The 26,562-nt window shown below is 60.3% G+C and carries 22 protein-coding genes; 9 read left to right on the top strand and 13 right to left on the bottom strand.

What is annotated here, in order from left to right; translation table 11 throughout:
- Nucleotides 1-2 precede the first annotated feature (2 nt).
- The 5 genes from ACZ9DP_RS31665 to ACZ9DP_RS31685 all read right to left on the bottom strand — a co-directional run bounded on the left by ACZ9DP_RS31665 (nt 3) and on the right by ACZ9DP_RS31685 (nt 5,628).
- Nucleotides 3-821, bottom strand: a complete 819-nt coding sequence (locus tag ACZ9DP_RS31665; protein ID WP_074066724.1) for an ABC transporter permease — start codon at nt 819-821, stop codon at nt 3-5.
- Nucleotides 822-824: 3 nt separating this feature from the next.
- Nucleotides 825-1,736: an ABC transporter permease subunit gene (locus tag ACZ9DP_RS31670; RefSeq protein ID WP_476204651.1), complete on the bottom strand. Its 912-nt coding sequence runs from the start codon at nt 1,734-1,736 to the stop codon at nt 825-827.
- A 2-nt stretch (nt 1,737-1,738) separates the two neighbouring features.
- Nucleotides 1,739-2,881 carry an ABC transporter ATP-binding protein gene (locus ACZ9DP_RS31675; protein ID WP_074066722.1) on the bottom strand — a complete coding sequence of 381 codons (1,143 nt, stop codon included), beginning with the start codon at nt 2,879-2,881 and terminating at the stop codon, nt 1,739-1,741.
- A gap of 97 nt (nt 2,882-2,978) precedes the next feature.
- Nucleotides 2,979-4,076, bottom strand: coding sequence for a polyamine ABC transporter substrate-binding protein (locus ACZ9DP_RS31680; protein WP_476204652.1), 1,098 nt, complete (start codon nt 4,074-4,076; stop codon nt 2,979-2,981).
- Nucleotides 4,077-4,215: 139 nt separating this feature from the next.
- A complete protein-coding gene (locus tag ACZ9DP_RS31685; protein WP_476204653.1) occupies nt 4,216-5,628 on the bottom strand; it encodes a helix-turn-helix domain-containing protein in 1,413 nt (470 codons plus the stop codon).
- A 160-nt stretch (nt 5,629-5,788) separates the two neighbouring features.
- Between ACZ9DP_RS31685 and aceA the strand changes: the two genes are divergently transcribed.
- From aceA to ACZ9DP_RS31700, 3 genes are all read left to right on the top strand, one after another.
- The gene (aceA, locus tag ACZ9DP_RS31690) at nt 5,789-7,102 is read left to right on the top strand and encodes an isocitrate lyase (RefSeq protein WP_476204654.1); all 1,314 of its coding nucleotides are present in this window, start codon (nt 5,789-5,791) and stop codon (nt 7,100-7,102) included.
- Between the two features lie 22 nt (nt 7,103-7,124).
- A complete protein-coding gene (locus ACZ9DP_RS31695) occupies nt 7,125-7,361 on the top strand; it encodes an SMc00767 family acetate metabolism repressor (protein WP_022717214.1) in 237 nt (78 codons plus the stop codon).
- A 108-nt stretch (nt 7,362-7,469) separates the two neighbouring features.
- Complete coding sequence (locus ACZ9DP_RS31700) at nt 7,470-8,561, top strand: helix-turn-helix transcriptional regulator (RefSeq protein WP_476204656.1); 1,092 nt, start codon at nt 7,470-7,472, stop codon at nt 8,559-8,561.
- Nucleotides 8,562-8,564: 3 nt separating this feature from the next.
- Here ACZ9DP_RS31700 and ACZ9DP_RS31705 read toward each other — a convergent pair whose 3' ends face one another.
- The gene (locus tag ACZ9DP_RS31705; RefSeq protein ID WP_476204657.1) at nt 8,565-9,434 is read right to left on the bottom strand and encodes a LysR family transcriptional regulator; all 870 of its coding nucleotides are present in this window, start codon (nt 9,432-9,434) and stop codon (nt 8,565-8,567) included.
- 88 nt (nt 9,435-9,522) lie between these two features.
- On the opposite strand from ACZ9DP_RS31705, the gene ACZ9DP_RS31710 reads away from it, so the two are divergent.
- Nucleotides 9,523-9,777: a hypothetical protein gene (locus ACZ9DP_RS31710; protein ID WP_476204658.1), complete on the top strand. Its 255-nt coding sequence runs from the start codon at nt 9,523-9,525 to the stop codon at nt 9,775-9,777.
- Here the strand turns inward: ACZ9DP_RS31710 and ACZ9DP_RS31715 are convergent.
- The 4 genes from ACZ9DP_RS31715 to ACZ9DP_RS31730 form a co-directional block, all read right to left on the bottom strand.
- Entirely contained in the window at nt 9,750-11,594 is a 1,845-nt protein-coding gene (locus tag ACZ9DP_RS31715; protein ID WP_476204659.1) for a methyl-accepting chemotaxis protein, read from the bottom strand. The genes ACZ9DP_RS31710 and ACZ9DP_RS31715 overlap by 28 nt on opposite strands.
- Before the next feature lie 216 nt (nt 11,595-11,810).
- Entirely contained in the window at nt 11,811-14,342 is a 2,532-nt protein-coding gene (locus ACZ9DP_RS31720) for a methyl-accepting chemotaxis protein (protein WP_074066715.1), read from the bottom strand.
- A 296-nt stretch (nt 14,343-14,638) separates the two neighbouring features.
- Nucleotides 14,639-14,782, bottom strand: a complete 144-nt coding sequence (locus ACZ9DP_RS31725; protein WP_167377832.1) for a hypothetical protein — start codon at nt 14,780-14,782, stop codon at nt 14,639-14,641.
- A 150-nt stretch (nt 14,783-14,932) separates the two neighbouring features.
- Nucleotides 14,933-16,120 carry a BaiN/RdsA family NAD(P)/FAD-dependent oxidoreductase gene (locus ACZ9DP_RS31730; protein ID WP_476204661.1) on the bottom strand — a complete coding sequence of 396 codons (1,188 nt, stop codon included), beginning with the start codon at nt 16,118-16,120 and terminating at the stop codon, nt 14,933-14,935.
- 121 nt (nt 16,121-16,241) lie between these two features.
- Between ACZ9DP_RS31730 and ACZ9DP_RS31735 the strand changes: the two genes are divergently transcribed.
- From ACZ9DP_RS31735 to edd, 5 genes are all read left to right on the top strand, one after another.
- The gene (locus ACZ9DP_RS31735) at nt 16,242-17,678 is read left to right on the top strand and encodes a glutamine synthetase family protein (protein WP_074066713.1); all 1,437 of its coding nucleotides are present in this window, start codon (nt 16,242-16,244) and stop codon (nt 17,676-17,678) included.
- 12 nt (nt 17,679-17,690) lie between these two features.
- Nucleotides 17,691-18,989 (top strand): NAD(P)/FAD-dependent oxidoreductase, encoded by a 1,299-nt coding sequence (locus ACZ9DP_RS31740; protein ID WP_476204663.1) that lies wholly within the window; start codon nt 17,691-17,693, stop codon nt 18,987-18,989.
- A 135-nt stretch (nt 18,990-19,124) separates the two neighbouring features.
- Nucleotides 19,125-20,600: a glucose-6-phosphate dehydrogenase gene (zwf, locus tag ACZ9DP_RS31745; protein WP_022717204.1), complete on the top strand. Its 1,476-nt coding sequence runs from the start codon at nt 19,125-19,127 to the stop codon at nt 20,598-20,600.
- A gap of 11 nt (nt 20,601-20,611) precedes the next feature.
- Nucleotides 20,612-21,310, top strand: coding sequence for a 6-phosphogluconolactonase (gene pgl / locus ACZ9DP_RS31750; RefSeq protein ID WP_074066710.1), 699 nt, complete (start codon nt 20,612-20,614; stop codon nt 21,308-21,310).
- A gap of 65 nt (nt 21,311-21,375) precedes the next feature.
- The gene (gene edd, locus ACZ9DP_RS31755; RefSeq protein WP_074066709.1) at nt 21,376-23,196 is read left to right on the top strand and encodes a phosphogluconate dehydratase; all 1,821 of its coding nucleotides are present in this window, start codon (nt 21,376-21,378) and stop codon (nt 23,194-23,196) included.
- A gap of 53 nt (nt 23,197-23,249) precedes the next feature.
- On the opposite strand, the gene ACZ9DP_RS31760 is transcribed toward edd, so the two are convergent.
- From ACZ9DP_RS31760 to bglA, 3 genes are all read right to left on the bottom strand, one after another.
- Nucleotides 23,250-23,603, bottom strand: a complete 354-nt coding sequence (locus tag ACZ9DP_RS31760; protein WP_476204664.1) for a hypothetical protein — start codon at nt 23,601-23,603, stop codon at nt 23,250-23,252.
- Nucleotides 23,604-23,771: 168 nt separating this feature from the next.
- Nucleotides 23,772-24,860 carry an ABC transporter ATP-binding protein gene (locus ACZ9DP_RS31765; RefSeq protein WP_239595486.1) on the bottom strand — a complete coding sequence of 363 codons (1,089 nt, stop codon included), beginning with the start codon at nt 24,858-24,860 and terminating at the stop codon, nt 23,772-23,774.
- A 21-nt stretch (nt 24,861-24,881) separates the two neighbouring features.
- Nucleotides 24,882-26,534: a beta-galactosidase BglA gene (gene bglA / locus ACZ9DP_RS31770; protein ID WP_194728995.1), complete on the bottom strand. Its 1,653-nt coding sequence runs from the start codon at nt 26,532-26,534 to the stop codon at nt 24,882-24,884.
- Between the last annotated feature and the right edge of the window lie 28 nt (nt 26,535-26,562).

Here is a 26,562-nt window from a genome sequence, read left to right on the forward strand (position 1 = left end):
TTTCAAGGCGCGTTGGCTGCCGCACGCTCATCGCGTTCCCGCTGTATCTCGCGGCGCTTGGAGACGATCGAGGCACAGATGACCCCAACCGTCACGATACCGATCAAAATCGTGCAGACCGCATTGATTTCCGGGGTCACGCCGAGGCGCACCTGGCTATAGATTCGCATCGGCAGGGTCGTGGCGCCCGGGCCTGACGTGAAGCTCGCAATCACGAGGTCGTCGAGCGACAAGGTGAATGCCAGGATCCAGCCCGAAAAGACGGCAGGCGCAATGATCGGCAGCGTCACCTCGAAGAAGGTCCGGACCGGCGGAGCGCCGAGGTCCTGCGCCGCTTCTTCGATCGAATGATCGAAGCTCACCAGACGCGACTGCACGACAACCGCGACAAAGCACATCGTCAGCGTCGTATGCGCCAGCGTGATCGTCCAGAAGCCGCGGTCAAATCCGATCGCCACAAAGAGCAGCAGCAACGAAAGGCCGGTGATCACCTCGGGCATGACGAGCGGGGCATAGACCATCCCGGAGAAAAGCATGCGGCCGCGAAACCGCGTGTAGCGCACAAGCGTGAGCGCCGCGAGCGTGCCGAGGATGGTAGCCAACGTGGCGGAGAGCAAGCCCACGCGCACCGTCACCCAAGCAGCGTCGAGCAAAGCCTGATTGTACAGCAGCTGTGCGTACCATTTCGTCGAGAAGCCGCCCCAGACGGTGACCAGCTTCGATTCGTTGAACGAGAAGATTACGAGCAGGACGATCGGCAGATAGAGGAAGGCGAAGCCGAGCGTGACCGAGACGATATTGAAGCGGGTCCATTGCAGCATGGCTTACCTTCCCTGCTCGTCGGCTTTGGCTTGCGCGTTCTGGAAAAAGACGATCGGGATCACCAGGATCAACAGCAGGATCGTCGCGACTGCGGAGGAGACCGGCCAATCGCGGTTCGAATTGAACTCGCTCCAGAGCGTCTTGCCGATCATCAGCGTCTGCGATCCGCCGAGCAGGTCGGGGATGACGAATTCGCCGACGGCCGGGATGAAAACCAGCATGCAGCCGGCGATAACGCCCGGGAGCGAAAGCGGGAACGTCACACGCCAAAAGGCCGTGATCGGCGTGCAGCCGAGATCCTGCGCCGCCTCGATCAGCGTCCCGTCCATCTTTTCCAGCGATGAATAGAGCGGCAGAACCATGAACGGCAGGTAGGAGTAGACGATGCCGATATAGACCGCGATGTTGGTGTTCAGGATGATGAGCGGACTGTCGACGATCCCGGTGGCCAGCAGCACCTGATTGAGCAAGCCTTCCGGCTTCAGGATCGCGATCCAGGCGTAGACGCGGATCAGAAAGCTCGTCCAGAACGGCAGGATGACGAGCATGAGCAGTGTCGGACGGATGCTGCGAGGGGCCTGCGCCATGCCATAGGCGATCGGATAAGCGATGAGTAGCGTCAGGAATGTCGAGATCGCGGCGATAACGACGCTCGAGACATAGGCGTTGAAATAAAGCGGATCGTCGATGAGGTAACTGTAATTTTCGAAAGAGAAGGTCGATACCTTGTCCCAGAAGCCGGTCCAGCCATCGCCGAGCGAAAAGACGGGCGTATAGGGCGGCATCGCGATCGCCGTTGCCGACATCGAGATGCGGAAGACGATGAAGAACGGCGCGAGGAAAAAGATGAGCAACCAAGCATAGGGAACGATGATCACGAGGCGGCTGTAGATCGCGGAACCGAGCTTGCCCATGGTCAATCCCTCAGCAGCACGCCGGCATCTTCGGCGAAGGAGATCCAGACTTCCTGATCGTATGTGAAAGGATCATCGACCGCACGCTGCGCATTGAGCGAGGAAGCCTTCACGACCTTTCCGCTCTTCAGCTTGACATGGAAAACCGTCATATCGCCGAGATAGCCGATATCCCAAAGCTCGCCGGAGGCCGCATTAACCGAAGAGTTCGGCGGCGGATGACGAAGCACCTTCAGTTTTTCAGGGCGGATCGCAAAGCCGGCATTGCTGCCCTTCGCAGGCTTATCGGATGTCGCGACCTTGATGGTGAGGCCGCTGTCGACCGCAATCTCGACGGTACCGGCCCCGGCGGAAGCAACCTGGCCGTCGAAGATGTTCACATCGCCGATGAAATCCGCAACGAAACGCGAGTTCGGGGCCTCGTAGATTTCCGCCGGCGTCGCCACCTGGATGACCTTGCCGTGGCTCATGACGGCGATGCGATCCGCCATCGTCATCGCCTCTTCCTGGTCGTGGGTCACGACGACGAAGGTGAGGCCGAGATTCTGCTGCAGGTCCATGAGCTCGAACTGCGTTTCCTCGCGCAGCTTCTTGTCGAGTGCACCAAGCGGTTCGTCGAGCAGCAATACTTTGGGGCGCTTGGCAAGCGAGCGGGCGAGCGCCACGCGCTGACGCTGACCGCCGGAAAGCTGGTTCGGCTTTCGGGAGGCAAACTGCTCCAGCTTCACCATCTTCAGCATCTGCATAACGCGCTCGATAATCTCGTCCTTCGGCATCCCGTCCTGGCGAAGGCCGAAAGCGATGTTCTTCTCGACCGTCATGTGGGGGAAGAGCGCATAGGACTGGAACATCATGTTGACCGGCCGCCTGTGGGGCGGAGTACCTGCCAGGTTCGTGCCGTCGAGGATCACTTCGCCGGAGGTCGGCTGCTCGAAGCCCGCAAGCATGCGCAACAATGTCGACTTGCCGCAGCCCGATGCGCCGAGCAATGCAAAGAATTCGCGATGATAGATATTCAGCGACAGGTCATTTACGGCGGTAAAGTCGCCGAACTTCTTCGTCACGTTCTTGAAGGAGATAAACGGCTTGGAAGCCGGATCGGCCCAAGGCGCGAAGGTGCGGCGAATATTGCCAAGTGACTTCATATTGTTCCCCGAGACATGATTTGAGAACCGGCCCCTCCCCACGGCCGGCAGTCGTCAAGAAAAGGCCCGGGCGTTTCCGTCCGGGCCTGAATTTTACTTATTGGCCAGTGACAACTTTCGTCCAGAGCCGGGTCGCGGTGCGCTGAGTTTTCGGATCCCAGGGCGAAACCGTGAAAAGCTTCTTCATCACGTCCTCGGTCGGATAGATCGCCGGATCTTCGAGCACCTCCTTGCTGATGAACTGCTGCGAAGCCTTGTTGCCGTTCGCGTAGAAGACATAGTCGCTCGCCTTGGCGATGACTTCCGGCTTCATGATGTAGTTCAGGAACTCGTGCGCTTCGGCAACATGCGGCGCATCGGTCGGGATTGCCATCATGTCGAACCACATCTGGGCACCCTGAGTCGGGATCGAGTAGTTGACCTCGACATTATTATTGGCTTCGGCAGCGCGGTCGCGGGCCTGCAGCATGTCGCCGGAATAACCGAAGGCGATGCAGATATCGCCGTTGGCGAGCGCGTTGATATATTCGGACGAATGGAATTTGCGGACGAAGGGGCGGATCGAGGTCATCAGATCCTCGGCCTTCTTGAAGTCATCCGCGCTGGTCGTGTTCGGATCAACGCCGAGATACTGGAAGGCAGCCGATAGCACGTCCTTCGGCGCATCGAGCAGATAGATGCCGCAATCCTTGAACTTCTCGGCAACCTTCGGATCAAAGATCACTTCGAGACCCGGCTTGGCGTCCGGACCGAGAATTTCGGCAACCTTCTTGACGTTATAGCCGATGCCGTTGGTGCCCCACATGTAGTCGATGGCGTATTCGTTGCCGGGATCATACTGCGCCGTGCGCTGCTGGATCACGTCCCACATGTTGGAGATATTCGGCAGCTTCGACTTGTCGAGCTTCTGGAAAACGCCCGCCTGGATCTGGCGCTGCAGGAAGTCCGCGGTCGGCACGACGACATCGTAGCCGGTCCCGCCTGCAAGAAGCTTGGTTTCAAGGGTCTCATTGGAATCGAAGGTGTCGTAGACGACCTTGATGCCGGTTTGCTTGGTGAAATCCTCGAGGATGGAACTGTCGATATAATCCGACCAGTTATAGACGTTGACGACACGCTCCTGCGCAAAGCCCGGCGCTGCAGCGAAAACGGCAACGACGGCCGTGGCCGCAAGTCTTGCGATTCTTGACCTCATATTATCTCCTGTCCGTTCTTATTATAAGCGTTTGCAGGCATCACCCCGGACACCGTTTCCCTCTGGATTTTCGGGTAGACTAGAAAGGATTTTGTGAGGCGACAAGCGCAAAATCCTGCACTCTCAATGATTTCACCGGTCACTGGAAATCGAAGGCACTGAGCCCTGCTACCATCTCATCTAACCCAAGCGGGCGAGTGACAGGCGGTTCGGCGCGCGCAAGACAGCCCTTCCTTTCGCAGAGGCGACAGGCAGGCCCGATTGCAACCGGATGCAGGGTCGCAGAGAGCGCCTGGCCATAGGCAGTGCTGTCTTTGAGCGCGATATCGCAGCCGAGCAGAAGTGCTGTACGCCGGACCCGTTCGCCAAAGGGCGCATGCGGCCCTTCAAGCGTCCGCGCTATGGTAAGATACGCGGAGCCATCTGGCATCTCGGCAGCCTCGGCCAGAACTTGGCCCGGCTGGAGAAAGGCGGCGTGGATGTTGAGCTTCGGACAGCCGCCGCCGAAGCGTGCGTGAGGAAAACCTGCCGCTCCTCCCCGCCGCAGCCGATGGCCTGCGGCATCGGCCTCCATGACAAAAAACGGAACGCCGGCATTCGCTGGCCGCTGCAGCATCGTCAGCCGTGTCGCAGCCTGGCCGAACGAACAGCCGAAGCGCGCGCAAAGAATATCGATGTCATAACGCGATGCTTTTGCTGCGGAAAGGAACGCATCGTAAGGCATCATCAGCGCAAGTGCTGCATAACGCGCGAGCTCGAAGCGGACAATGCGCCTCGCCTCCTGCGTCGAGAGGCTGAGTGTTTCCAGTTCTCGCGCAATGGCGTCGCGAAGCGCGAGCGTTGAGACCTCGACAGCGATTTCCTGGAGCTGATCGGAAGCCGCAAGGCGCTCCGAAATAAAAAGCCGCATGGAATGCCGGTCGAAGCGGCGACGCAAATCGGGCATAACGTGCACCGGCAGGATGCGGACGCCGATGCCACGCTCCTTCTGCAGCCAGTCCTTTAGAACCTGCGCGCGCTCACCCGCTGGCAGAGTGACGAAGAAAGCCTCCGCAGCCTCTTCAAGCGCGCCGAAATAGGCAGAACGGCGCTCCAGCACGTCGCGCACTTCATCTGCCGGCAGCCGCGTGCCAGCGGCCGGCACCTGCCCCTCTCCCGCCATCAGGACCGCAAAATCGGAAAGCCGCATAGCCTGCTCGCGATAGGCGCGATAGAGTTTCACGACACCGCTTGCCGCATTGGGCGCGGCTTCTGCGACTTCGATGAGTTCCTGATCTCCGGGCAGTTCGCCCGAAAGCAAGGGATCGGCAAAAACCTCGCGCAATTGCGCAAGATTGTTTCCAGGCTCACTCTGCAGCTCCTCAAGGTCGACCTTGTAGACCGACGCCAGCTTCAAGAGGAGCTGCACCGTCAATGGCCGCTGATTGCGCTCGATCAGATTGAGGTAGGATGGCGAAATTCCCAATGCCTCGGCCATCGCCGTCTGCGTGACCGCCAGGCCGTTGCGAATCCGGCGAACTTTCGGACCAGCAAATATCTTCCGCTCGACCATTCGACACCTCCCGTATCGAAACGAATTTACAAACTTTCACAAATTTACAAGATAACGTTGTAAATGCTCTCGCAACCTAACCTCATTTCCTTCCTAGAAATCAAGCTTTTCCTGGCATCTCGAGTGTTTTTGTAAATTATGTCACATAGCTGATGAGGCCATGATTATCGCGAAGGAGGAAATCGTGACAGAATTTGACAAGCTTATCCGCAATGCTCCGGCAGGCCGTTTTGACGGTATCGAGCGGCCCTATTCGCCCGAGGACGTGAAGAGATTGCGGGGCTCCGTCGAACTTCGTTATTCGCTTGCCGAGATGGGGGCGAACCGGCTGTGGCAACTGCTGCATCACGATGATTTCGTCAATGCGCTCGGAGCACTTTCCGGCAATCAGGCAATGCAGATGGTCCGTGCCGGACTGAAGGCGATCTACCTGTCCGGCTGGCAGGTCGCGGCCGATGCGAACACAGCTTCGGCGATGTATCCCGACCAGTCGCTTTATCCCGCCAATGCCGGACCAGAACTCGCCAAGCGGATCAACCGCACGCTTCAGCGCGCCGACCAGATCGAGACATCGGAGGATCGGGGACTTTCCGTCGAAACATGGTTTGCGCCGATCGTTGCCGATGCCGAAGCCGGCTTTGGCGGACCGCTCAATGCCTTCGAGATCATGAAGGCCTATATCGAAGCTGGCGCTGCCGGTGTCCACTTCGAGGACCAGCTGGCATCGGAAAAGAAGTGCGGGCATCTCGGCGGCAAGGTGCTGATTCCGACCGCGGCCCACATCCGCAATCTGAACGCGGCGCGGCTTGCCGCAGACGTCATGGGGGTTCCCACGCTCGTCATCGCCCGTACGGATGCGGAAGCGGCAAAGCTTCTGACCTCGGACATCGACGAGCGCGATCGGCCCTTCGTCGACTACGATGCCGGGCGCACGGTCGAAGGCTTCTATCAGGTGCGCAATGGCCTCGAGCCCTGCATTGCCCGTGCCGTTGCCTATGCGCCGCATTGCGATCTCATCTGGTGCGAAACCTCCAAGCCGGATCTGGAGCAGGCGCGGCGCTTTGCCGAGGGCGTGCACAAGGTCCATCCCGGCAAGCTGCTTGCCTACAACTGCTCACCGTCGTTCAACTGGAAGAAAAACCTCGATGACGCGACGATCGCCAAGTTCCAGCAGGAACTCGGCGCGATGGGCTACAAATTCCAGTTCATCACGCTCGCTGGTTTCCACCAGCTGAACTTCGGCATGTACGAACTGGCGCGCGGCTACAAGGACCGGCAGATGGCCGCCTATTCGCAATTGCAGCAGGCCGAGTTCGCCGCCGAGGCACAGGGCTACACAGCGACCAAGCACCAGCGCGAAGTTGGGACCGGCTACTTCGATGCCGTCTCGCTCGCCATCACCGGCGGCAAGTCCTCGACGACCGCAATGAAGGAATCGACCGAACATGCCCAGTTCAAACCCGCAGCCGAGTAGCCACACCAAAGGAGAAAAGGCCATGGCTTCCATCGCACGTGTCCGCGAAAGAGCGGAAGAACAATCCTCCAGCATGAGCGCCGATCAGCAGGCTACGATCCGCATGCTCGCAAACGACCTACACCGGCTGAATCAGTCCGTGATGAAGGCCGTAGAGGCCGGGGTCTCGGTCGAACTCGTGCGCTCCGCCCGCCACCATGGCGGAGACGGAAATTGGGGCGATCTCCTGATCCCCGTCGTCGTCGCCAACAGGATGTAGGATCAGAGATGGCGGCGCCGCTCCGGCGCCGCCATCTGCGTTATTCGACGTAATTGTCACTGTCACGAAAGGCGGGCATAATAAGCATCCGCTCATACGAGACGCCGGATGCCCGCCACGACGCACGCCAATCTTGAATCTCTTACTGACCTCGTCTATGGCGCATTGTTTGGCGAAACGGACTGGCAGGACTTTCTCGACACCCTCAACACGAGAATGCCCGATGCGAAGACGACGCTCTTCTACCATGACAGCGTGGCGGGCGCCGGTGCCTTTTCGCTCTGCTCAGGCTTGGACGATACCGGCCTGGAAGGCTACAACCGGTATTATTGCACCATAAACCCGTGGATGCCGAAGGCAGCCGTCCGGCCGGTCGGCCTCGGCGTCATCGCCGACCAGATGCTGCCGCATGTCGAACTCGTCAAAACGGAATTCTACAATGACTTTCTGCGCAGTATCGGCTGCCGCAGCAGCGTTGGCGTGACGATCCTTCGCGAGAACAACCGGTCCTTCAATCTATCGACGCTGACATCGAGCACCGACACCGGGTTCAACCGGATCAATGCCGATCTCCTGACGCGGCTTGCGCCGCATTTGCAGCGGGCCTTCGATTTCATGCGCCGGGACAAAGCAGGCAATGAGATGGGCCGTTCGCTGTTCGACGCGATCGGCGTCGGGCTCATCTATGTCAGCGAAGGCCGCCAGATCCGATCGATGAATCTTGCCGCGGAACAGATGCTCGCCACAGATGTCGGGATCAGCGTCACGCCAACAGGACGTCTGAGCTCCAGCGATCGGGATTTCCTCGAGCATCTCGCCTCTTTTTCACGCTACCGCCCCCCCGCCGCGGCAGGGCCGTTCACCGCGAGGTTCAGTTCTGCCTGCGCCTCGTTCAAATGCACGCTCGTGCGCCTCACCTCCGATTTCATGACCGAGTTCCTGCAGGGGCCGACCGCAGCAGTCGTCATCGAGCGAATACCCGTTGCGTGCCCCGAATTGAACGATCGTTTGCCTGCAAAGCGGCAACTGACTGCTGCCGAATTGCGGATCGCCTCCTCCATCGCCGCGGGTCTCTCGCCGCGCGAGACGGCCAAGCTGCATGGCATCAGCTACGAGACGGCCCGGACGCATCTGAAGAACATCTATTCCAAGCTCGGCGTGAACAGCCAGGTCGCGCTTGTGCGACGTCTGATGCCGTAGAATTCAGCTGCGGCTGGCGCGCTTGCCGGCAAAAAGATCGGCATAGCTTTTTAGCAGCTTCGTCATACGATCTGCGACCGTGCGGATCTCCAGGCGATGGCGATCCTCGTTGTTCAACACGATCCATTGCCGGTGGCGCAGCTCCGCGAGCTCGCCGCCGAGCCGTTGCAGTTCCGGATCGAGATCACCCACGAAGCAGGGGAGTACCGCCTTTCCCGCACCGGCACGGACGAGGTCCGGCAGTGACCGGGGCCGGTTGACCGTCGCCACGATCGGCTCCGGCGTCTGGCGGTACGGCCAGCGGAGATAGGCAGAAATGGCCTCATCCTCAGCGACCGCAATCCATCGGTTTTCCAACTCGCCGGCATTGCGCCGGACATAGACGGCATAAGCGACGTCGCCCAAAAGCCGAGCGGCGAGATTGGCTTCGTCCGGCTCGAAAGCGCGGATGCCGATATCGCTCTCGCGGTAGGCGAGATTGGCCCGCGCCTCTCCGATCGTCAGCACAATGTTGAAAGCGTCGGCAGGCATGCGGATTGCGGAGAAGTTTTCTGTCAGCAGCCAGGCCACCCAGGTCCCGGCTGCGATCTTTACCGTTGCGCCGCCCTCGCCGGCCTGGCGCCAGGCGTCGACTTTCCGGGCCGCCGCTTCCATCTCCTGGAGATGGTCGAGGAGCGTCTGACCGTCGGCCGTCAAGCGGTAGCCGGTCTGGCTGCGGGCAAAGAGCGTCCGTCCCGTTTCCTGCTCCAGTTCAAGCATACGCCGGCCGACCGTGGCCGGGCTCAAGCCGCTCGCGACACTCGCACCGGTCAGCCCGCCGCGGCGCGCGACCCGCAGGAAAAGCTGATAGAAGTCCCATGGGGTATTTTTCATTGATGAAAAACATAGCCGGATCTTCGATGTTTATGAAGCGATTTTTGATGTGTATTTGAAGGGATGTCTTTAACGGAGGACATCACCAATGATCGAGCAGATCATGATTGCCAATTTACTCGGCCTTTCGCAGAACTGCCAGCCAATCCAAAAGCGTAAGAGGACTGAGGATGACTTCTACAGGGATTTTGGAAGCTCGCCTTTTATAAGCTTCACCGCGTGGCTTACAAGCATCAGCCTCAAAAGGCAGAAGGACCGCGCCTTTCCGGCGCGATCCTCCTCCATACCTTCAAGCTGCAAGCCCGATAAGCCCGATCAGGCTGCCTGCCTTGCCCGGCCATGAGTCTGCGCCGACGCTTCGATGCGGAACTGCTGCAGCAGGCTCATCAGCGTGTCGGCCTCGTCGGCGAGCTGGCGGCTTGCTTGTGTGGTTTCTTCGACCATCGAAGCGTTCTTCTGGGTCATCTGGTCCATGGCATTGACCGAACCGTTGACCTCCTGCAGCGCCGCCGACTGATCCTGGCTCGCCGTGGCAATGGTTTCGACATGCTTGCTGATCGCAATAATCTCCTCGCTGATCGAGGCGAGCACGCTGCCGGTTTTCTGCACCAGCGCAGAGCCTGCCGTCACTTCTTGGCTGGACTTCTCGATCAGACCCTTGATCTCGCGGGCGGCATCGGCCGAGCGCTGTGCCAATTCGCGGACTTCCTGCGCGACAACCGCAAAGCCCTTGCCCGCCTCGCCGGCGCGCGCCGCTTCGATACCGGCATTGAGGGCGAGAAGGTTCGTCTGGAAAGCGATGTCGTCGATGACTTCGATGATCTGTTCGATCTGCTGCGAAGCCTGCTCGATGCGCCCCATGGCGGCCACGGCCTCGCTGACGACGACCCCGGAGCTGTCGGCGGTCTTCTTCGTGGCGGTGACCGCGTTGTTTGCTTCGCGAGCGCGCCCTGCAGACGAGCGCACGGTTACAGTAATTTCTTCGACGGCAGCTGCTGTTTCCTCCAAGCTGGCGGCCTGCGCTTCGGTTCGCTTGGAAAGCTCGCCGGCTGATGTCAGCATCGCGCCGCTATTGCGCTGGATGGCATTGGCGTTCTCGCGAATCTGCACGAGGGTATCCTGCAGGCGGACAAGCGATGCGTTGAAATCGACGCGCAACTGCTCCAGCCGGCCGACAAACGGCGTCTCGATCGTCTGTGAGACATCGCCCTTAGCGAGGCGTCCGAGGCCGGCCGCAAGCTGGCTCACGGCAAAGTCGATCTGACCATCGAGCGAACGCTTATCGGCGTCGTTGCGGGCACGCTCGGCTTCGCTCAACGCCCGCTGTTCCGCAGCCTGCGCCTCGAGATCCTGCTGGGCGCGTGCGCTGTCGCGGAAGGCGGCCAAAGCACGTCCAATCTCCCCGAATTCGTTCTTCGTCTCGAGGCAGGGGATTGTGCCGTCAAGATTGCCGGCGGAGATCGAATGAACGGTCTGCGTCAGCGCAAACAACGGCTTCACGCAGGCGCGGATCGCAAAAAAGGCAAGCATGCCGACAAGCAGCATGACGGCAGCGCCGACGCCGAGAACCATAGTCTGCAGGTGATTGATGCGGGCGAAATAGACTTCCATCGGAATACCGATGAAGAGGATGCCGACATTGGCGCCGGCGGCACTCTTGACCGGGAAGTAGCCGGTCATGAAATTCCGGCCGAAGAGCTGCGCCGGACCGTAGTAGGCCTTGCCGTTCGCGAGAACCGGTTGCGCGGGATGATCGGCTGCAAGCTTGGTGCCGACAGCGCGGCTGCCATCTTCCTTCTTCACGTTGGTCGAAACGCGGACATAGTCATTGCCCTGCTTCTGAAAGACCGTCGCGACACCGGCGATCGACTGGGCCGTGCGATCGACGAGCGCATGGTCCTTGAATTCGGGAATGCCATCTTCCGTCACGGAGAGAAGCTCATCCCCCGTCACGCCGACAGCCGCGTTCGCATCCGCCGCACCATAGAGTACCGCCATCGTGCGGCTTGCGCCCTTTGCGTCCGAAACGGCGCTTTCCATCACGTATCGGCCGAGATTGTGGTATGTGACAGCGACGATCGCCGCGGTGCTGATGGCGAGCAGAGCAAGCGTGATCGCAACCACCTGACGCACGATGGACGTCGAAAAGAATCGCGGCATGAAGACCTCCGGTGAGTACAACCAAAGTAAGAATAGGAGAAAAGCGTTAAGGATTTTTCTCGCAGCCGGCTTGCCTTCTAAGAAGTTGCCACTGGCCCGTTGACAGCTGCTTTCATGCCTTCCGGCTTAGCCGCACCGGGATGGCCAGTTTGCAACCATAGGAAAAGCGGCTCCGGAGACCGAAGCCGCTTTGAGAATGGCAAGATGGCGCAAAGTCTATGCCGCGCGATAGAACGCTGCGTCGGAGCCTTCGCCGTCGATCTTGAACTGCTGGACGAGACCGAGAAGCGCATCCGCCTGACCGGCAAGTTCGCGGCTCGCGGCTGTCGTCTCTTCCACCATCGCGGCATTCTGCTGGGTCATCTGGTCCATCTGATTGACGGTCGCGTTGACTTCCTGCAGCGCACTCGACTGGTCATGGCTTGCACGGGCGATCATCTCGACATGCTGGCTGATCGTCACGATCTGCGCGCTGATCTTTGCAAGCACGGTACCAGTCTCCTGCACGAACTGCGAGCCTGAGCTGACCTCCGTCGTCGACTTGTTGATCAGGCCCTTGATTTCCTGCGCGGCAGCGGCGGAACGCTGCGCCAGTTCGCGAACTTCCATGGCAACGACTGCAAACCCCTTGCCTGCATCGCCCGCCCGTGCGGCTTCGATACCGGCGTTCAGCGCCAAGAGGTTGGTCTGGAAGGCGATCTCGTCGATGACGCCGATGATCTGTTCGATCTGGCGCGATGCGTCCTCGATGCGGGTCATCGCGTCGATGGCGTTGCTGACGACGGTTGCCGAATCGTCGGCGCTGCGCTTGGCCTCGCGAACGACCTGATCGGCATCCTTGGCACGCGCCGCCGAGGAACGGACGGTGACGGTGATCTCATCGACAGCAGCCGCCGTTTCCTCGAGAGAAGCGGCCTGATGCTCCGTGCGCTTTGCGAGATCTTCGGCGGACTGAGCCATCTGATTGCCGTTGCCCTGGATCATTTCGACATTGTCGCGGATCTGGCTCATCGTTGCCTGGAGGCGCAGCATCGAGCCGTTGAAATCCTGGCGCAGCTGCTCGAGGCGGCCGATGAACGGCGTTTCGATCGTGGTCGAAATGTCGCCCTGCGCCATACGTTCGAGACCGGCGGCAAGCTCGTTGACGGCGAACTCGATCTGGCGATCCATCTCGCGCTTTTCGGCGTCGTTGCGCTGGCGCTCCTGTTCGGCGGCTGCGCGCTCTTCTTCGCTTTCTTCCTCGATGCGGATCTTCGAGATCGCATTTTCCTTGAAGATGCCGAGGGCGCGGGCCATGTCGCCGATCTCGTCGGACCGTTTCTCACCGGAAATGCTGGTATCCAGCGCACCGTCGGCAATGCGGCGCATGGCGGCAGTGATCTGGCCGATCGGACGCTGCAGCGTCAGCACCAGGGCGAAACCGCCGACGATCGAGACGAGGATGCCGAGACCGGTCGTCAGAACGGAGATGCTGTTTGCCTGCGTGCGCTCGGTTCCTGCCGACTGCTTCTGCAGCTCGGCGAAGGTGGTCAGTTGGCCCCAGACGCTATCGAGCTGCTGACGGGCGGCTGCATAGTCAGTGGTACGCTGGCCGATTGTCGCGACCAGCTTTTCGCCGTCGCTGTCCATGGAAGCCAGTGCGGGCGACATGGCGGCAACGATGTCTTCCGCGAAGTCCATGCCCTTGGCGCTCGCAAGCAGCGTATTCAGGTTGGTGCCAAGCGTCGTGATTTCCTGATGCAGGCGAACGCGGTTGTCCGGGTTCGGCTTGGCGGTGAATTCGCCGAGCACCAGCTGTAGCGAATAGATCGAGGTCTCAAGACGGCGAGTGTCTTCGAGAACGGAGTTCGTCTGAGCGATGCGGCCGTCGAGCTCGACGAACGTCGTCGTCGCTTCCCGCATCATCTGCGTAGCCGTCAACTGCGTATAGGTCGACATCTGGCGGAAGCGGGAAACAAGGCGGCCAAGGTTGGCAATCGCTTCATCGGTCGCTGCATCAGGAGCTGCCGCCTGCGTCTTCAGGTCGTTGATCGTCTGGGCAATCGACTGCGTCATGCTCTTCTGGTTTTGCGGCACGGAGATTTCGATGAGGCGCTGCGCCTTTGCGATCTGCGGGATCGCGTCGGTGACGACCTTCAGCTTGTCGGCAGGCACCTGCGCCTTGTTGAAGGCAGTCATGACGGAGGCAAGCGTATCGCCACCCTTCAACAGCCGATCGGCGGCGCGGAGCGTTGCGGTGGCATTGCCTTCGTCGTTGCGGATATTTTCTTGGAGCTGCTGTGCGTCGAAATTGACATTGAAACGGCTGCTGATCAGCGTCTTCTGTGCGTCATCGATCGACTTGCGAAGCGCCAGCTCCTGTTCATGAAGAGACCATAGCTTGCCGACGGTATCCGCAATCGAAGCCGTGCCGTCCGACGCGGCTTGCAGGTTCTCGCGGCCATCATTGTCGCCGATCTGGTTCAGGGTGGCTTTCAGCGTATCCCGCTGCGTCTTGATGTCGGTGTAGAGCTTGTCGCGCGCTTCCTGGTTGGTGATCTGCAGGAAATCGCCCATCGAGCCATACAGATCCTTGAAGCCACTTAGCGACTGGAGGACGCTGTTTGAAATCTCCATGCGGCCCTGCAGCAGGCCGGAGGCATAGAGGCCTGTCAGGCCGACGGCGGAAATGGTGATCACGAAAGGCAGGACGAAGATCAGAACCTTGGTCTTGATCTTGAAGCGCGAAAGGATCTTGTCAATAAACATGGCGATACCGGCCTTCCATACACCACTCCTCCCACCGGCTGAAATCGGCGCCGGCCGAGTGCATCGAGCTGATTGTGGGACACTGGGGAACCCGAGGGTCAGGCGGCAATCATTGCCAAATCATCTCCGGCACAAAAGCGGCGATGCCCAAACATTCGCGGTGAATGTGGCAGAAGATATCTTAATATTCAGATAAGCTGAACCGATTTGAAAATCGTGTCTTCTCGCATCAGCGTGTCCGCCCAGCAGTTTGCCGCGCAAGGACAAAGCGCAAAAAGTATGACGAAAGGGATGTGTCAGAAGCCCTGAACGATCAGGAGCGTCACAAGTGCCGCCGTTGCACCGGTCGCGAGCATGAGGAAGCGGGAGGCCGCAAGCTTCGTATCAGGCTTTGCCTGAGCGATTGCGATGGCGCGGGCGCGTCGAGCGTTCCTGTTCATGCGAAGATCCTCACTTCTTTCAAGACTCAACAATCCATCAAAACGGCTTGCCGGTAAAGCGCAATTTAGGAAGCTCTTTCCTAACGGCCATTGGGACACGATGGCGCAACCTTCTTAACGAGTCTTGAATCTCCTGCTCCAGATTCCTGCCTACAAGGATTCACCTGCGGCAAAACCCGAGGCCCAGGCCCACTGGAAATTATAGCCGCCGAGCCATCCCGTCACATCGACGCATTCGCCGATGAAATAGAGGCCGGGTACGCTTTTCGCCTGCATCGTGCGGGAGTCGAGCCCAGCGGTATCTATGCCTCCAAGCGTCACTTCGGCGGTGCGATAGCCTTCCGAGCCGGACGGCTTGATCTTCCAGTTCTGCACTGCATCGCAGAGACGGATAAGCCCCTTGTCCGAGAGATCGGCCATGTGGCCGGAAATGGCTTCGCGTTCCGTCAGATATTGCGCCAGCCGCTTCGGCACGATTTCACCGAGCGCCGTCTGGGCCGACTGGCGGCCGTTCGCCTGCTTGGCTTTTTTCAGATGCAGCAGAAGGTCGACATCCGGCTCGATATCGATGGCGATCTCATCCCCTTCCCGCCAATAGGAGGATATCTGCAGGATTGCCGGGCCGCTGAGGCCGCGGTGGGTAAAGAGCAGGGCCTCGCGGAAGCCGGTTTTTCCATGCCTGATTTCGGACGGCGCCGAGATCCCCGAAAGCGGCGCAATGCTTTCCAGCAGGACGGGATCGAGCGTCAGCGGCACGAGACCCGGGCGCGTTTCGACGAGCGCGAGACCGAACAGTTCGGCGATGCGGTAAGCAAAACCCGTCGCACCCATTTTCGGTATCGACTTGCCGCCGGTCGCCACGACGAGCGAGGCGCACTCGTATTCGCCTTCGGACGTCCTGACGCGAAAGCCGTCGCTGTCTTTTTCAACGGCCAGCATTTCGGTCTGCATCCGAAGTTGCACACCTGCCGCCCGCATCTCGTCGAGCAGCATCCGGATGATGTCCTTGGCACTGTAGTCGCAGAAGAGCTGGCCGAGCGACTTTTCGTGCCAGGCAATTCCGTGCCGGTCGACCATGGCGATGAAATCGGCAGGCGTAAAGCGTGCAAGGGCGGATTTGCAGAAGTGCGGATTGGCGGACAGGAAGTTCTTCGGGCCAGCATGGATATTGGTGAAGTTGCAGCGGCCGCCGCCCGAGATGCGGATTTTCTCCCCCGGCGCTTTCGCGTGATCGAGCACGACCACTGAGCGGCCGCGCTGCCCGGCGCGGATGGCGCACATCATTCCGGCGGCGCCCGCGCCTATGACGATCACGTCGCTCTTCAGTCTCAAGCCCATTTCCCTTCTGTGAATGGCGCCTTCTTTTTCTATCAAATGGCGAAAGTCAACGCTCCCGCCCCTCGCCAATTGCCAAACTCCAGTTATGATGACCTTCCGATCAACCGCGAACATGTGTGTCATGTCACCCAAGAAGACGACGCTGAAGCCTGCCAGAAACGTGCCTGCCTCTACGAAAATTCCCCCAGATCCCGGATCTTCGCGCGGTGTGGCAAACTGGAAGGAAGCGGCGCAGTGGCTTCGCGCACGCGGCATCGAGGACATCGAGTGCATCACCCCGGACCTCGCCGGCGTTCCGCGCGGCAAGATGATGCCGACATCGAAATTCACGTCCAATACGTCGCTGGCCCTGCCCTCGGCGATCTATCGCCACACGATTTCCGGCGAATATCCCGAGGAGACCGAGAGCTTCCGCTACGAGCCCCGTGACAGCGACCTCAAGCTGATGCCCGATCTTTCGACGCTTTCCGTCGTTCCTTGGGAGACTGATCCGACGGCGCAGGTGATCTGCGATATCGTCAATTCGGAAGGCGAGGAGGTTCCCTATACACCGCGCAACCTCCTCAAGCGCATCATGGGACTTTACGCCGAACGCGGTTGGAAACCGGTCGTCGCGCCGGAGATCGAATTCTATCTCGTCGCCAACAACGACGACCCGGATTATCCGTTGCGCCCGCCGAAGGGACGCTCGGGCCGCTCGATCCTCGGCGGCCAGGGTTACTCGATCGCCGGCATCAACGAGTTCGACGAATTGATCGACGATATCTATCATTTCTCCGAGAAACAGGGCCTCGAGATCGACACGCTGATCCATGAGGAGGGCCCAGCGCAGCTCGAGATCAATCTGCGCCATGGCGACCCGATCGAGCTTGCCGACCAGGTCTTCATGTTCAAGCGCACCATCCGCGAGGCTGCGCTGAAGCACGATATCTATGCGACGTTCATGGCGAAGCCGATGCAGGGTCAGCCGGGCTCGGCGATGCATATCCATCAGTCGGTCGTCAACATCGGGTCCGGCAAGAACGTCTTTTCCAATTCCGACGGATCGGCGTCGAAGGAGTTCTTCCACTTCATCGGCGGCATGCAGAAATATGTGCCGAGCGCACTTGTGATGCTGGCGCCCTACGTCAACTCCTACCGGCGCCTTGCGCCGGACATGTCCTGCCCAGTCAACAACGCCTGGGGTTACGACAACCGCACCACCGCATTCCGCGTGCCGGTTTCTGACCCGCAGGCACGGCGCGTCGAAAATCGGCTGCCGAGTTCCGATGCCAACCCCTATCTGGCCCTGGCTGCTTCGCTGGCATCGGGCCTTCTCGGCATCATCAAGGAGATCGAGCCGACGGCACCGACCGAGGACGCAGCCAATGAAGGGTCGATCGACCTTCCGCGCGGCCTGCTCGAAGCCGTGGCACTCTTGGAAGACGAACCGGCATTCGAGGAGGTGTTCGGCAAGGAATTCATCGGCCTTTATGCAGGCGTGAAGCGGGGAGAGTTCGAAACCTTCATGCAGGTGATCAGCCCCTGGGAGCGAGAATTCCTGCTGCTCAACGTGTGAGGAGGCCGCCGCATGACGGTGCAAGAAAACTGGCAGAGCCCCATCGCGCCGGGCGTTTCGTGGTACCAGGCGACGGTGGGCGAGCGGCCGACCTATCCGGAGCTTGACGGATCGAAGACATGCGACGTCGCCATCGTGGGCGGCGGCTATACCGGCTTGCAGGCGGCATACAATCTGGCGAAAGCTGGCGTCTCGGTCGTGCTGATCGATGCCTGCCGTTTCGGCGACGGGGCATCCGGCCGCAACGGCGGGCAGCTCGGCACCGGCCAGCGCTGGTGGCCGGAGGAACTCGAGGAGAAGATCGGCTACGAGCGTTCCAAAGCGCTCTTCGATCTTGCGGAGGCTTCCAAGAAACACCTGCTCGATTTTGCGACCGAACATCAGATCGACATCGAATTCATGCCCGGCCAGATGAACGTCTCGCACAAGGAAAGCTACAAGCGCTTCTACTACGAAAATGCCGAGATCGCAGCCCTTCGTTATGATTATCCGTATGTGCGGTTCATGGACAGAGAAGAGACGCACGAACGCCTCGGCTCCAAACGCTACTACTGCGGCGTGCGCGACACCGGCACCGGCCACATTCATCCGCTGAAGCTGCTGATCGGGCTGGCGCGCGTTGCGGCCAATGCCGGGGCGCAGATTTTCGAGATGACCAAGGCGACCGCAATCGGCCAGGGCGGCGGCAAGGTGACGATCGAAACGCCGAAGGGCACAATTGCCGCGTCCCGCGCGCTGATTGCCTGCAACGGCTATATCGGCAATCTGGAGCCGGTGACGGCAAGCCATGTCATGCCGATCCGCTCCTTCATCGGCGCAACCGTGCCGCTCGACAAATATCCTGCCGTGCTTCCCGGCGGGGAAGCTGTCGCCGACTCGCGTTTCGTCGTGCGTTATTTCCGCAAGTCCAAGGATGGACGACTGCTTTTCGGCGGGCGGGAAGCCTATACCGCCGACAATCCGCGCGATATCAGCGAACATATCCGCCGCCAGATCGCCGAAATCTATCCGGCACTCAGGGACATCGAGATCACGCACGCCTGGGGCGGCAGCGTCGGCATAACGATGCCGCGCCAGCCCTTCGTGCGCGAAGTGATGCCGGGCGTCACCTCAATCGGCGGATATTCGGGCCATGGAGTGATGCTGTCAAATTACTGCGGCAAACTTTATGCAGAAACGGTGCTTGGAAAATCAGCCGATCTCGAGCTCTTCAAGGCGCTCGATATTCCGGCATTTCCCGGTGGTGCGGCAATGCGCGCGCCGCTGCTTTTCCTCGCCTTGTCGTGGTTCGCGCTGCGCGACAAGTTTTAAGGGCGATTGCGGGATTTCCTCCCGGGGCAATTCGCTTTAAAACCGAGACCCGACAGATTCATTGCATTGCACACTGGCTTTTTTAAATCGATTAGATTAAAACGGCCGCAACCAGCCTGATTGAGAGAAGAGCTCATGAGCAGCCAGATCATTCCCGTCGAACCCTTTGATTATGTCGTCTTCGGCGGCAGCGGCGATCTTGCCGAGCGCAAGCTCCTTCCCGCCCTTTATCACCGCCAGATCGAGGGCCAGTTCACCGAGCCGACGCGCATTATCGGCGCTTCGCGCAGCCCGCTTTCCGATGACGAATACCGCAAGTTCGCGCAGGATGCCCTCAAGGAGCATCTGAAGAAGGGCGAGTATGACGAGGCGGAAGTCGAGAAATTCTGCAAGCGCCTCTTTTACGTCTCCGTCGACGCGCGTTCTGACGGCGGCTGGGATCAGCTGAAGAAGCTGCTGGACGAGGGCAAGGACCGCGTCCGCGCCTTCTACCTCGCCGTCGCACCCGGCATCTTCGGTGACATCTCGCAGAAGATCGCCGAACACAAGCTGATCACCAAGTCGACGCGCATCGTCGTCGAAAAGCCGATCGGCCGCGACCTTTCCTCGGCGCTGTCACTGAACGATACGATCGGCCGTGTCTTCAAGGAAGAGCAGATCTTCCGTATCGACCACTATCTCGGCAAAGAAACGGTGCAGAACCTGATGGCGCTGCGCTTTGCGAACGCCCTCTATGAGCCGCTGTGGAACGCCAATTACATCGATCACGTGCAGATCACGGTTGCCGAAGCCGTCGGCCTCGAAGGCCGCGCCGGCTATTACGACACCGCCGGCGCATTGCGCGACATGGTGCAGAACCACATTCTGCAGCTCCTCTGCCTGACCGCCATGGAAGTACCGTCATCGATGGATTCCGAGGCGGTCCGCGACGAAAAGCTGAAGGTCCTGCGCGCCCTGAAGCCGATCGATGCTTCCAACGTCGAGCAGGTCACCGTGCGCGGCCAGTATCGCGCCGGCGCCTCCGGCAGCGGCCCGGTCAAGGGCTACCTCGAAGAGCTCGAAGGCGGCGTTTCGAACACCGAAACCTTCGTTGCCATCAAGGCCGAGATCAACAATTGGCGCTGGGCGGGTGTTCCGTTCTTCATCCGCACCGGCAAGCGTCTTACCGGCCGCATGTCGGAAATCGTCATTACCTTCAAGCCGATCCCGCACGCAATCTTCGACCAGGCGGCCGGCCGCATCAACCAGAACCAGCTCATCATCCGCCTGCAGCCGGACGAAGGCGTCAAGCAGTCGCTGATGATCAAGGATCCCGGCCCGGGCGGCATGCGCCTGCGCAACGTCTCGCTCGACATGAGCTTTGCGTCAGCCTTCAATGTGCGCAATCCGGACGCCTATGAGCGCCTGCTGATGGACGTCATCCGCTCCAACCAGACGCTCTTCATGCGCCGCGACGAAGTTGAAGCCGCTTGGCAGTGGGTCGATCCGATGCTCAAGGGTTGGGAAACAACCGGCCAGCTCGTTCAAGGCTATACCGCCGGCACTTGGGGCCCAAGCCAGGCCATCGCGCTCATCGAGCGTGAAGGCCGCACCTGGCACGACAACATCTAGGATCGCGAGCGATGGCAGCAACCTTGCATGCTTTTACCAATGCAGCGGAACTTGCAAGCGGCCTTGCGGACAAGGTGACGGAGCGGCTTTCTGCCGCGATCACAGCCCGCGCAGCGGCCAGCATCGCCGTTTCCGGCGGCTCGACCCCGAAAGCCTTCTTCCAAGAGCTCTCCGTCCGCGACCTCGACTGGAGCAAGGTGACCGTCACGCTTGTTGACGAGCGCTTCGTTCCCGCGGACAATGAGCGTTCGAACCATCTGCTGGTCGCGAACAATCTGCTGCAGAACAAGGCGAAGGCGGCGCGCTTTTTGCCGCTCTATCAGAAATCAGGCTCTGCCGAAGATGCGGCAAAGCTTGCGACTGCCGAGACGAAAGCGATTGGCAACCCGTTCGATGTGGTGATCCTCGGCATGGGCGGCGACGGCCACACGGCATCGTTCTTTCCCGGCGGCAGCAACCTTGCTGCCGCGCTCGATCCGGCGACGCCGCGCGGCATCATCACGATGGAAGCGGAAGGCGCCGGCGAGCCGCGCCTGACCTTCACCTTCTCCAGCCTTCAGGATGCCGGGCTCCTGGTGCTTCACATCGAAGGCGCGGGTAAGAAAGATACGCTGTCGAAAGCGGAAGATGCCGGAGAAGAGGCCGAGATGCCGATCCGGGCCGTTCTGCGCCGGGCGGCTTCCCCGGTCGAAATCTACTGGGCGCCGTAAGACCAAGCCTTCGGGCAGAGCCGCCGAACGTAAAACTTGAGAGCAACCAAGGCAGGATACCTCCCATGTCCGCTAACGCACGCATTTCCGCGATCACATCCCGCATCGTCGAACGATCAAAACCGACGCGCGAGCGATATCTGGAACGCCTGCAGGCCGCGACTTCCAACGGCGTGAGCCGCTCGATACTCGGCTGCGCCAACCTCGCCCACGGCTTTGCGATCTGTTCCCCCTCCGAAAAGGATGCACTGGCGGGCGACCGCGTGCCCAATCTCGGCATCATCACCGCCTACAACGATATGCTCTCGGCCCATCAGCCGTTCGAGACCTATCCGGCGATCATCCGCGAAGCTGCGGCGGAAGCTGGGGGCATTGCCCAGGTCGCCGGCGGCGTTCCGGCCATGTGCGACGGCGTCACGCAGGGCCAGCCGGGCATGGAGCTGTCGCTCTTTTCCCGCGACCTGATTGCCATGTCTGCCGGCATCGGTCTGTCGCACAACATGTTCGATGCGGCGCTCTTCCTCGGCGTCTGCGACAAGATCGTGCCGGGCCTCGTGATCGCGGCCCTCTCCTTCGGCCACCTGCCCTCGATCTTCGTGCCGGCGGGGCCGATGACCAGCGGGCTGCCCAACGACGAGAAGTCTCGTGTCCGCCAACTCTATGCGGAAGGCAAGGTCGGCCGCGCCGAGCTGCTCGAGGCAGAGTCCAAGTCCTATCACGGCCCGGGAACCTGCACCTTCTACGGCACGGCAAACTCCAACCAAATGCTGATGGAGATCATGGGCTTCCATCTGCCCGGCTCTTCCTTCATCAACCCGGGCACGCCGCTGCGCGAAGCGCTGACGCGCGAGGCGGCAAAGCGCGCTCTGGCGATCACTGCGCTCGGCAACGAATTCACGCCCGCCGGCGAAATGATCGACGAGCGCTCCATCGTCAACGGCGTCGTCGGCCTGCACGCAACCGGCGGCTCCACGAACCACACGCTGCATCTCGTCGCCATGGCGCGCGCTGCCGGCATCCAGCTCACCTGGCAGGATATTGCCGAACTCTCCGAGGAAATCCCGCTGCTTGCCCGCGTCTATCCAAACGGACTGGCGGATGTTAACCATTTCCACGCCGCAGGCGGCATGGGCTTCCTCATCAAGGAGCTTTTGAAGAAGGGCATGCTGCACGATGACGTGCGCACGGTTGCCGGCCAGGGTCTCGAAGCCTATACGATCGACGTGCGCCTCGGCGACAACGGCACGGTGGTTCGCGAACCGGCACCGGAAAAGAGCCACGATGGCAAGGTGCTCGCCAGCATCGAAACGCCGTTCCAGTCGAATGGCGGCCTGAAGATGCTGCGCGGCAATCTCGGCAAGGCGGTCATCAAGATCTCCGCGGTGAAGCCGGACCGCCATATCATCGAGGCACCGGCGATCGTCTTCCATAGCCAGCAGGAGCTGCAGGACGCCTTCAAGGAAGGCAAGCTCAACCGCGACTTCGTGGCGGTTGTGCGCTTCCAGGGGCCGAAGGCAAACGGCATGCCGGAGCTGCACAAGCTGACGCCGCCGCTCGGCGTACTGCAGGACCGCGGCTTCCACGTCGCCCTCCTGACGGACGGACGCATGTCCGGCGCGTCAGGCAAGGTTCCGGCTGCGATCCATGTGACGCCGGAGGCTGTCGAGGGCGGGCCGATCGCCCGCATACAGGACGGCGACATCATCCGGCTCGATGCAATCCGCGGCACGCTGGAAGTCCTCCTCGATGCCGCCACCCTGGCGGACCGCGAGCCGGTGACGGCCGATCTTTCGGACAATGAATTCGGCATGGGCCGCGAGCTCTTCGCTCCGTTCCGCCGCTCCGTCGGCGCCTCAGACCACGGCGCCAGCGTCCTCTTCCACTGACGCAAACAGCCCGCGAACGGATCGCGGGCCTGTTCAATTCCAGAAATGTCCGATCAGGCGCGAACGTCTAGAACGTAGTCGCGATGCGCCGGATGCATGCTGTAGACGAAAATCTTGTTCATTTCCTTCTGCGTCAGCAGGCGCAGGAAGCGGACCTCGATGGTGTTGTTGGTGTTCACCCGCATCAGCATGCAGCCGACCTTGGTGATGCGTGCGTCGGGAATATCCAGATAAAACTGCTTCGGCAAAGTGAACTGCGTCAGGATCGCCAGGATCGCGCTGCTCATCGAAATTCGTATGATATCGCAGCGCCGGGACGCCATGTGCATGACCCCCTTTTCGGTGTACTCGATCCGCGCAGCGTTCATCGTATCCTCCATTTTGAACCGCTGTTCGCGGTCGTACATGAAGGATTCTTCCTTGTTGAGAAAATGCCTTGGAGGCAATGGATTGGATGCACCCACGACCCTGATTCCCCTTGAAACTATAAGGGGGAAGCTAGCAGCGGATGTTTAACAGAAAGTGATGATCGCTGCGTTTCAGGCGCTCACAAAGAACCACCCAAAAATAGTCTCCTACCTTCTGTAAGTGTGGCCTTCGGCATCGAAAAGATGCAGTTTCGAGCGATCAGCAGCGAACCTCATCTTCTGACCTTTCTTGATGTCGGTGATGCCTGGCAGCTTGACGATGATCGGCTCGCCCGGCATCAGGCCTTCGATATAAAGCAGCGTGACTTCGCCGAGCGCTTCGACGATCGAAACCTCGCCTTCGAAGGTGTAGTCGTCGCCATGGGCGATCTGCAGGTCTTCAGGGCGCACGCCGAAACTTGCCGTCTTGCCTTTTTCGGAAGCCGCGGTCGGAATGTCGAGCGCGACCGACCTGCCGCCCTTCAGCGTGATCGTCGTGGTGGCACCCGCTTCAGTGATGGTAGAGGGGATGATGTTCATGGCCGGAGAGCCGATGAACTTCGCGACGAAGAGGTTTGCCGGACGCTCGTAAAGCTCCAGCGGTGCGCCGACCTGCTCGATGTGGCCGGCCGACAGGACGACGATACGGTCGGCAAGCGTCATCGCCTCGACCTGGTCGTGGGTGACGTAAATCATCGTGGTATCGGCCATCTGCTCATTGAGGCGGGCGATCTCGATACGGGTCGCGACGCGCAATGCTGCATCGAGGTTCGACAGCGGCTCATCGAAGAGGAAGACCTTCGGATCGCGGCAGATGGCGCGGCCGATCGCAACGCGCTGGCGCTGGCCACCGGAGAGCGCCTTCGGCAGGCGGTCGAGATAATTGGTAAGCTGCAGGCTTTCGGCGGCCGCTCGCACGCGACGATCGATCTCCTGCTTGCTCTCGCCGGCGATCTTCATGCCGAAAGCCATGTTGTCGAAGACTGTCATGTGCGGATAAAGCGCGTAGGACTGGAACACCATGGCGATGCCGCGCTTCGACGGCGGGACGTCGTTGACGAGTTGGCCATCGATATACATCTCGCCGCCCGTGATGTTCTCAAGGCCGGCGATCATGCGCAGCAGCGTTGACTTACCGCAACCCGACGGCCCCACGAAGACGATGAACTCACCCTGGTTGATCTCCAGGTCGATGCCGTGGAGGACATCCACGGAGCCGTAGGATTTACGGATTTCCTTTAGAGTAAGTCCAGTCATTTGATGCTCCCCTCCTGATCCTTACGCGAGACGGGCGAAATACGCCCCCCAAGCCGGAATATCGATCTTGTCGCCGTAGTTGTTGCTGGTGAAACCGTGTCCCGTCAATGCCTGCCATTCTCCCATCGGCAAGCTGACGTTGATTTCCACCGGGCTCATGTTGAAAATGCAGAGCAATTGCTCGTTGCCATATCTGCGCGTGAAGACAAGCGCATCGCCTTGCGGCTGCTCGAATTCGATCTCGCCCTTGGCAAACGCCGGATGCTGCTTGCGAAAGGCGAGGAAGCGGCGGTAGTGCTCGAGCACGGAATTCTCGTCGCCCTGCTGCACGCTGACGGCGCGCAGGATATGCTCGACCGGCACCGGCAGCCACGGCGTGACGGTCGAGAAGCCGCCCTGGGCAACCTGCGAGTCCCAGACCATAGGCGTGCGGCAGCCGTCGCGTCCCTTGTATTCCGGCCAGAACTGGATGCCGTATGGATCCTGCAGGTCCTGGTAGGCAAGATCGGCTTCGGTCAGGCCGAGCTCCTCACCCTGATAAAGGCAGACGGAGCCACGCAGGGTCATCAGCAGGGAAGCATATTGCTTGGCAAATGCGTCATGATCGGCAACCAGCGAACCCCAGCGGCTGACATGACGCATGACGTCGTGATTGGAGAACGCCCAGCAGGCCCAGCCATCGGGCGCTGCGGCGGCGAAATCTTCCATCACTTCTTCGACGCGCTCCGGCGAAAGCGGATCGGGGGCGAGAAACTCGAAGGCATAGCACATATGCATCTTGTCGTTTCCGGAAGTGTATTCGCCGACGATCTCCAGGCCGCGCTGGCTGTCACCTACTTCGCCGACGGCCGCGATTGCCGGAAACTCTTCCAGAACCGCACGGAAGCGCTTCAGGAACTCCAGGTTCTCCGGCCGGTTCTTGTCGTAGATGTGTTCCTGGAAATTATAGGGGTTCACCGCCGGCGCGGTCGAAGCGTTGCGGCGGGCGGGCGGCAGCGCCGGATTGTCGCGCAGCTGCTGGTCGTGAAAATAGAAATTGATCGTGTCGAGACGGAAGCCGTCGACGCCGCGCGTCAGCCAGAAGCGGACAACATTGAGCAACCGGTCCTGTACTTCCGGATTGTGCAGGTTCATGTCCGGCTGCGAGGTCAGGAAATTGTGCAGGTAATACTGCATGCGTCGCGGATCCCACGCCCATGCCGAGCCGCCGAAAATCGACAGCCAGTTGTTCGGCGGCGCGCCATCCGGCTTTGCATCCGCCCAGACATACCAATCCGCTTTTGCATTCGTCTTGCTGGAACGGCTTTCGGCAAACCAGGGATGCTGGTCCGAGCTGTGCGAGATGACGAGGTCGATCATCACCTTGATGCCGAGGCGATGGGCCTCGGCGATCATCGTGTCGAAATCCACCAGCGTGCCGAAGATCGAATCGACGTTCTCGTAGTCCGAAACGTCGTAGCCGAAATCGCGCATCGGCGAGGTGAAGAAGGGCGAAATCCAGATCGCGTCGGCACCGAGGCTTGCTACATACGGAAGGCGGGCGGTGATGCCCTTCAGATCGCCGATGCCGTCGCCGTTTGAATCCTGAAAGGAGCGCGGGTAGATCTGATAGATTACCGCACCGCGCCACCAGTCCTTGTCGACTGTCAAATTGGTTTGGGATGCTATGCTCATGTCTGTTCCTGCGGGGTGTGTCGTGTTG

This window comes from Rhizobium sp. USDA 4016 (assembly GCF_056279705.1).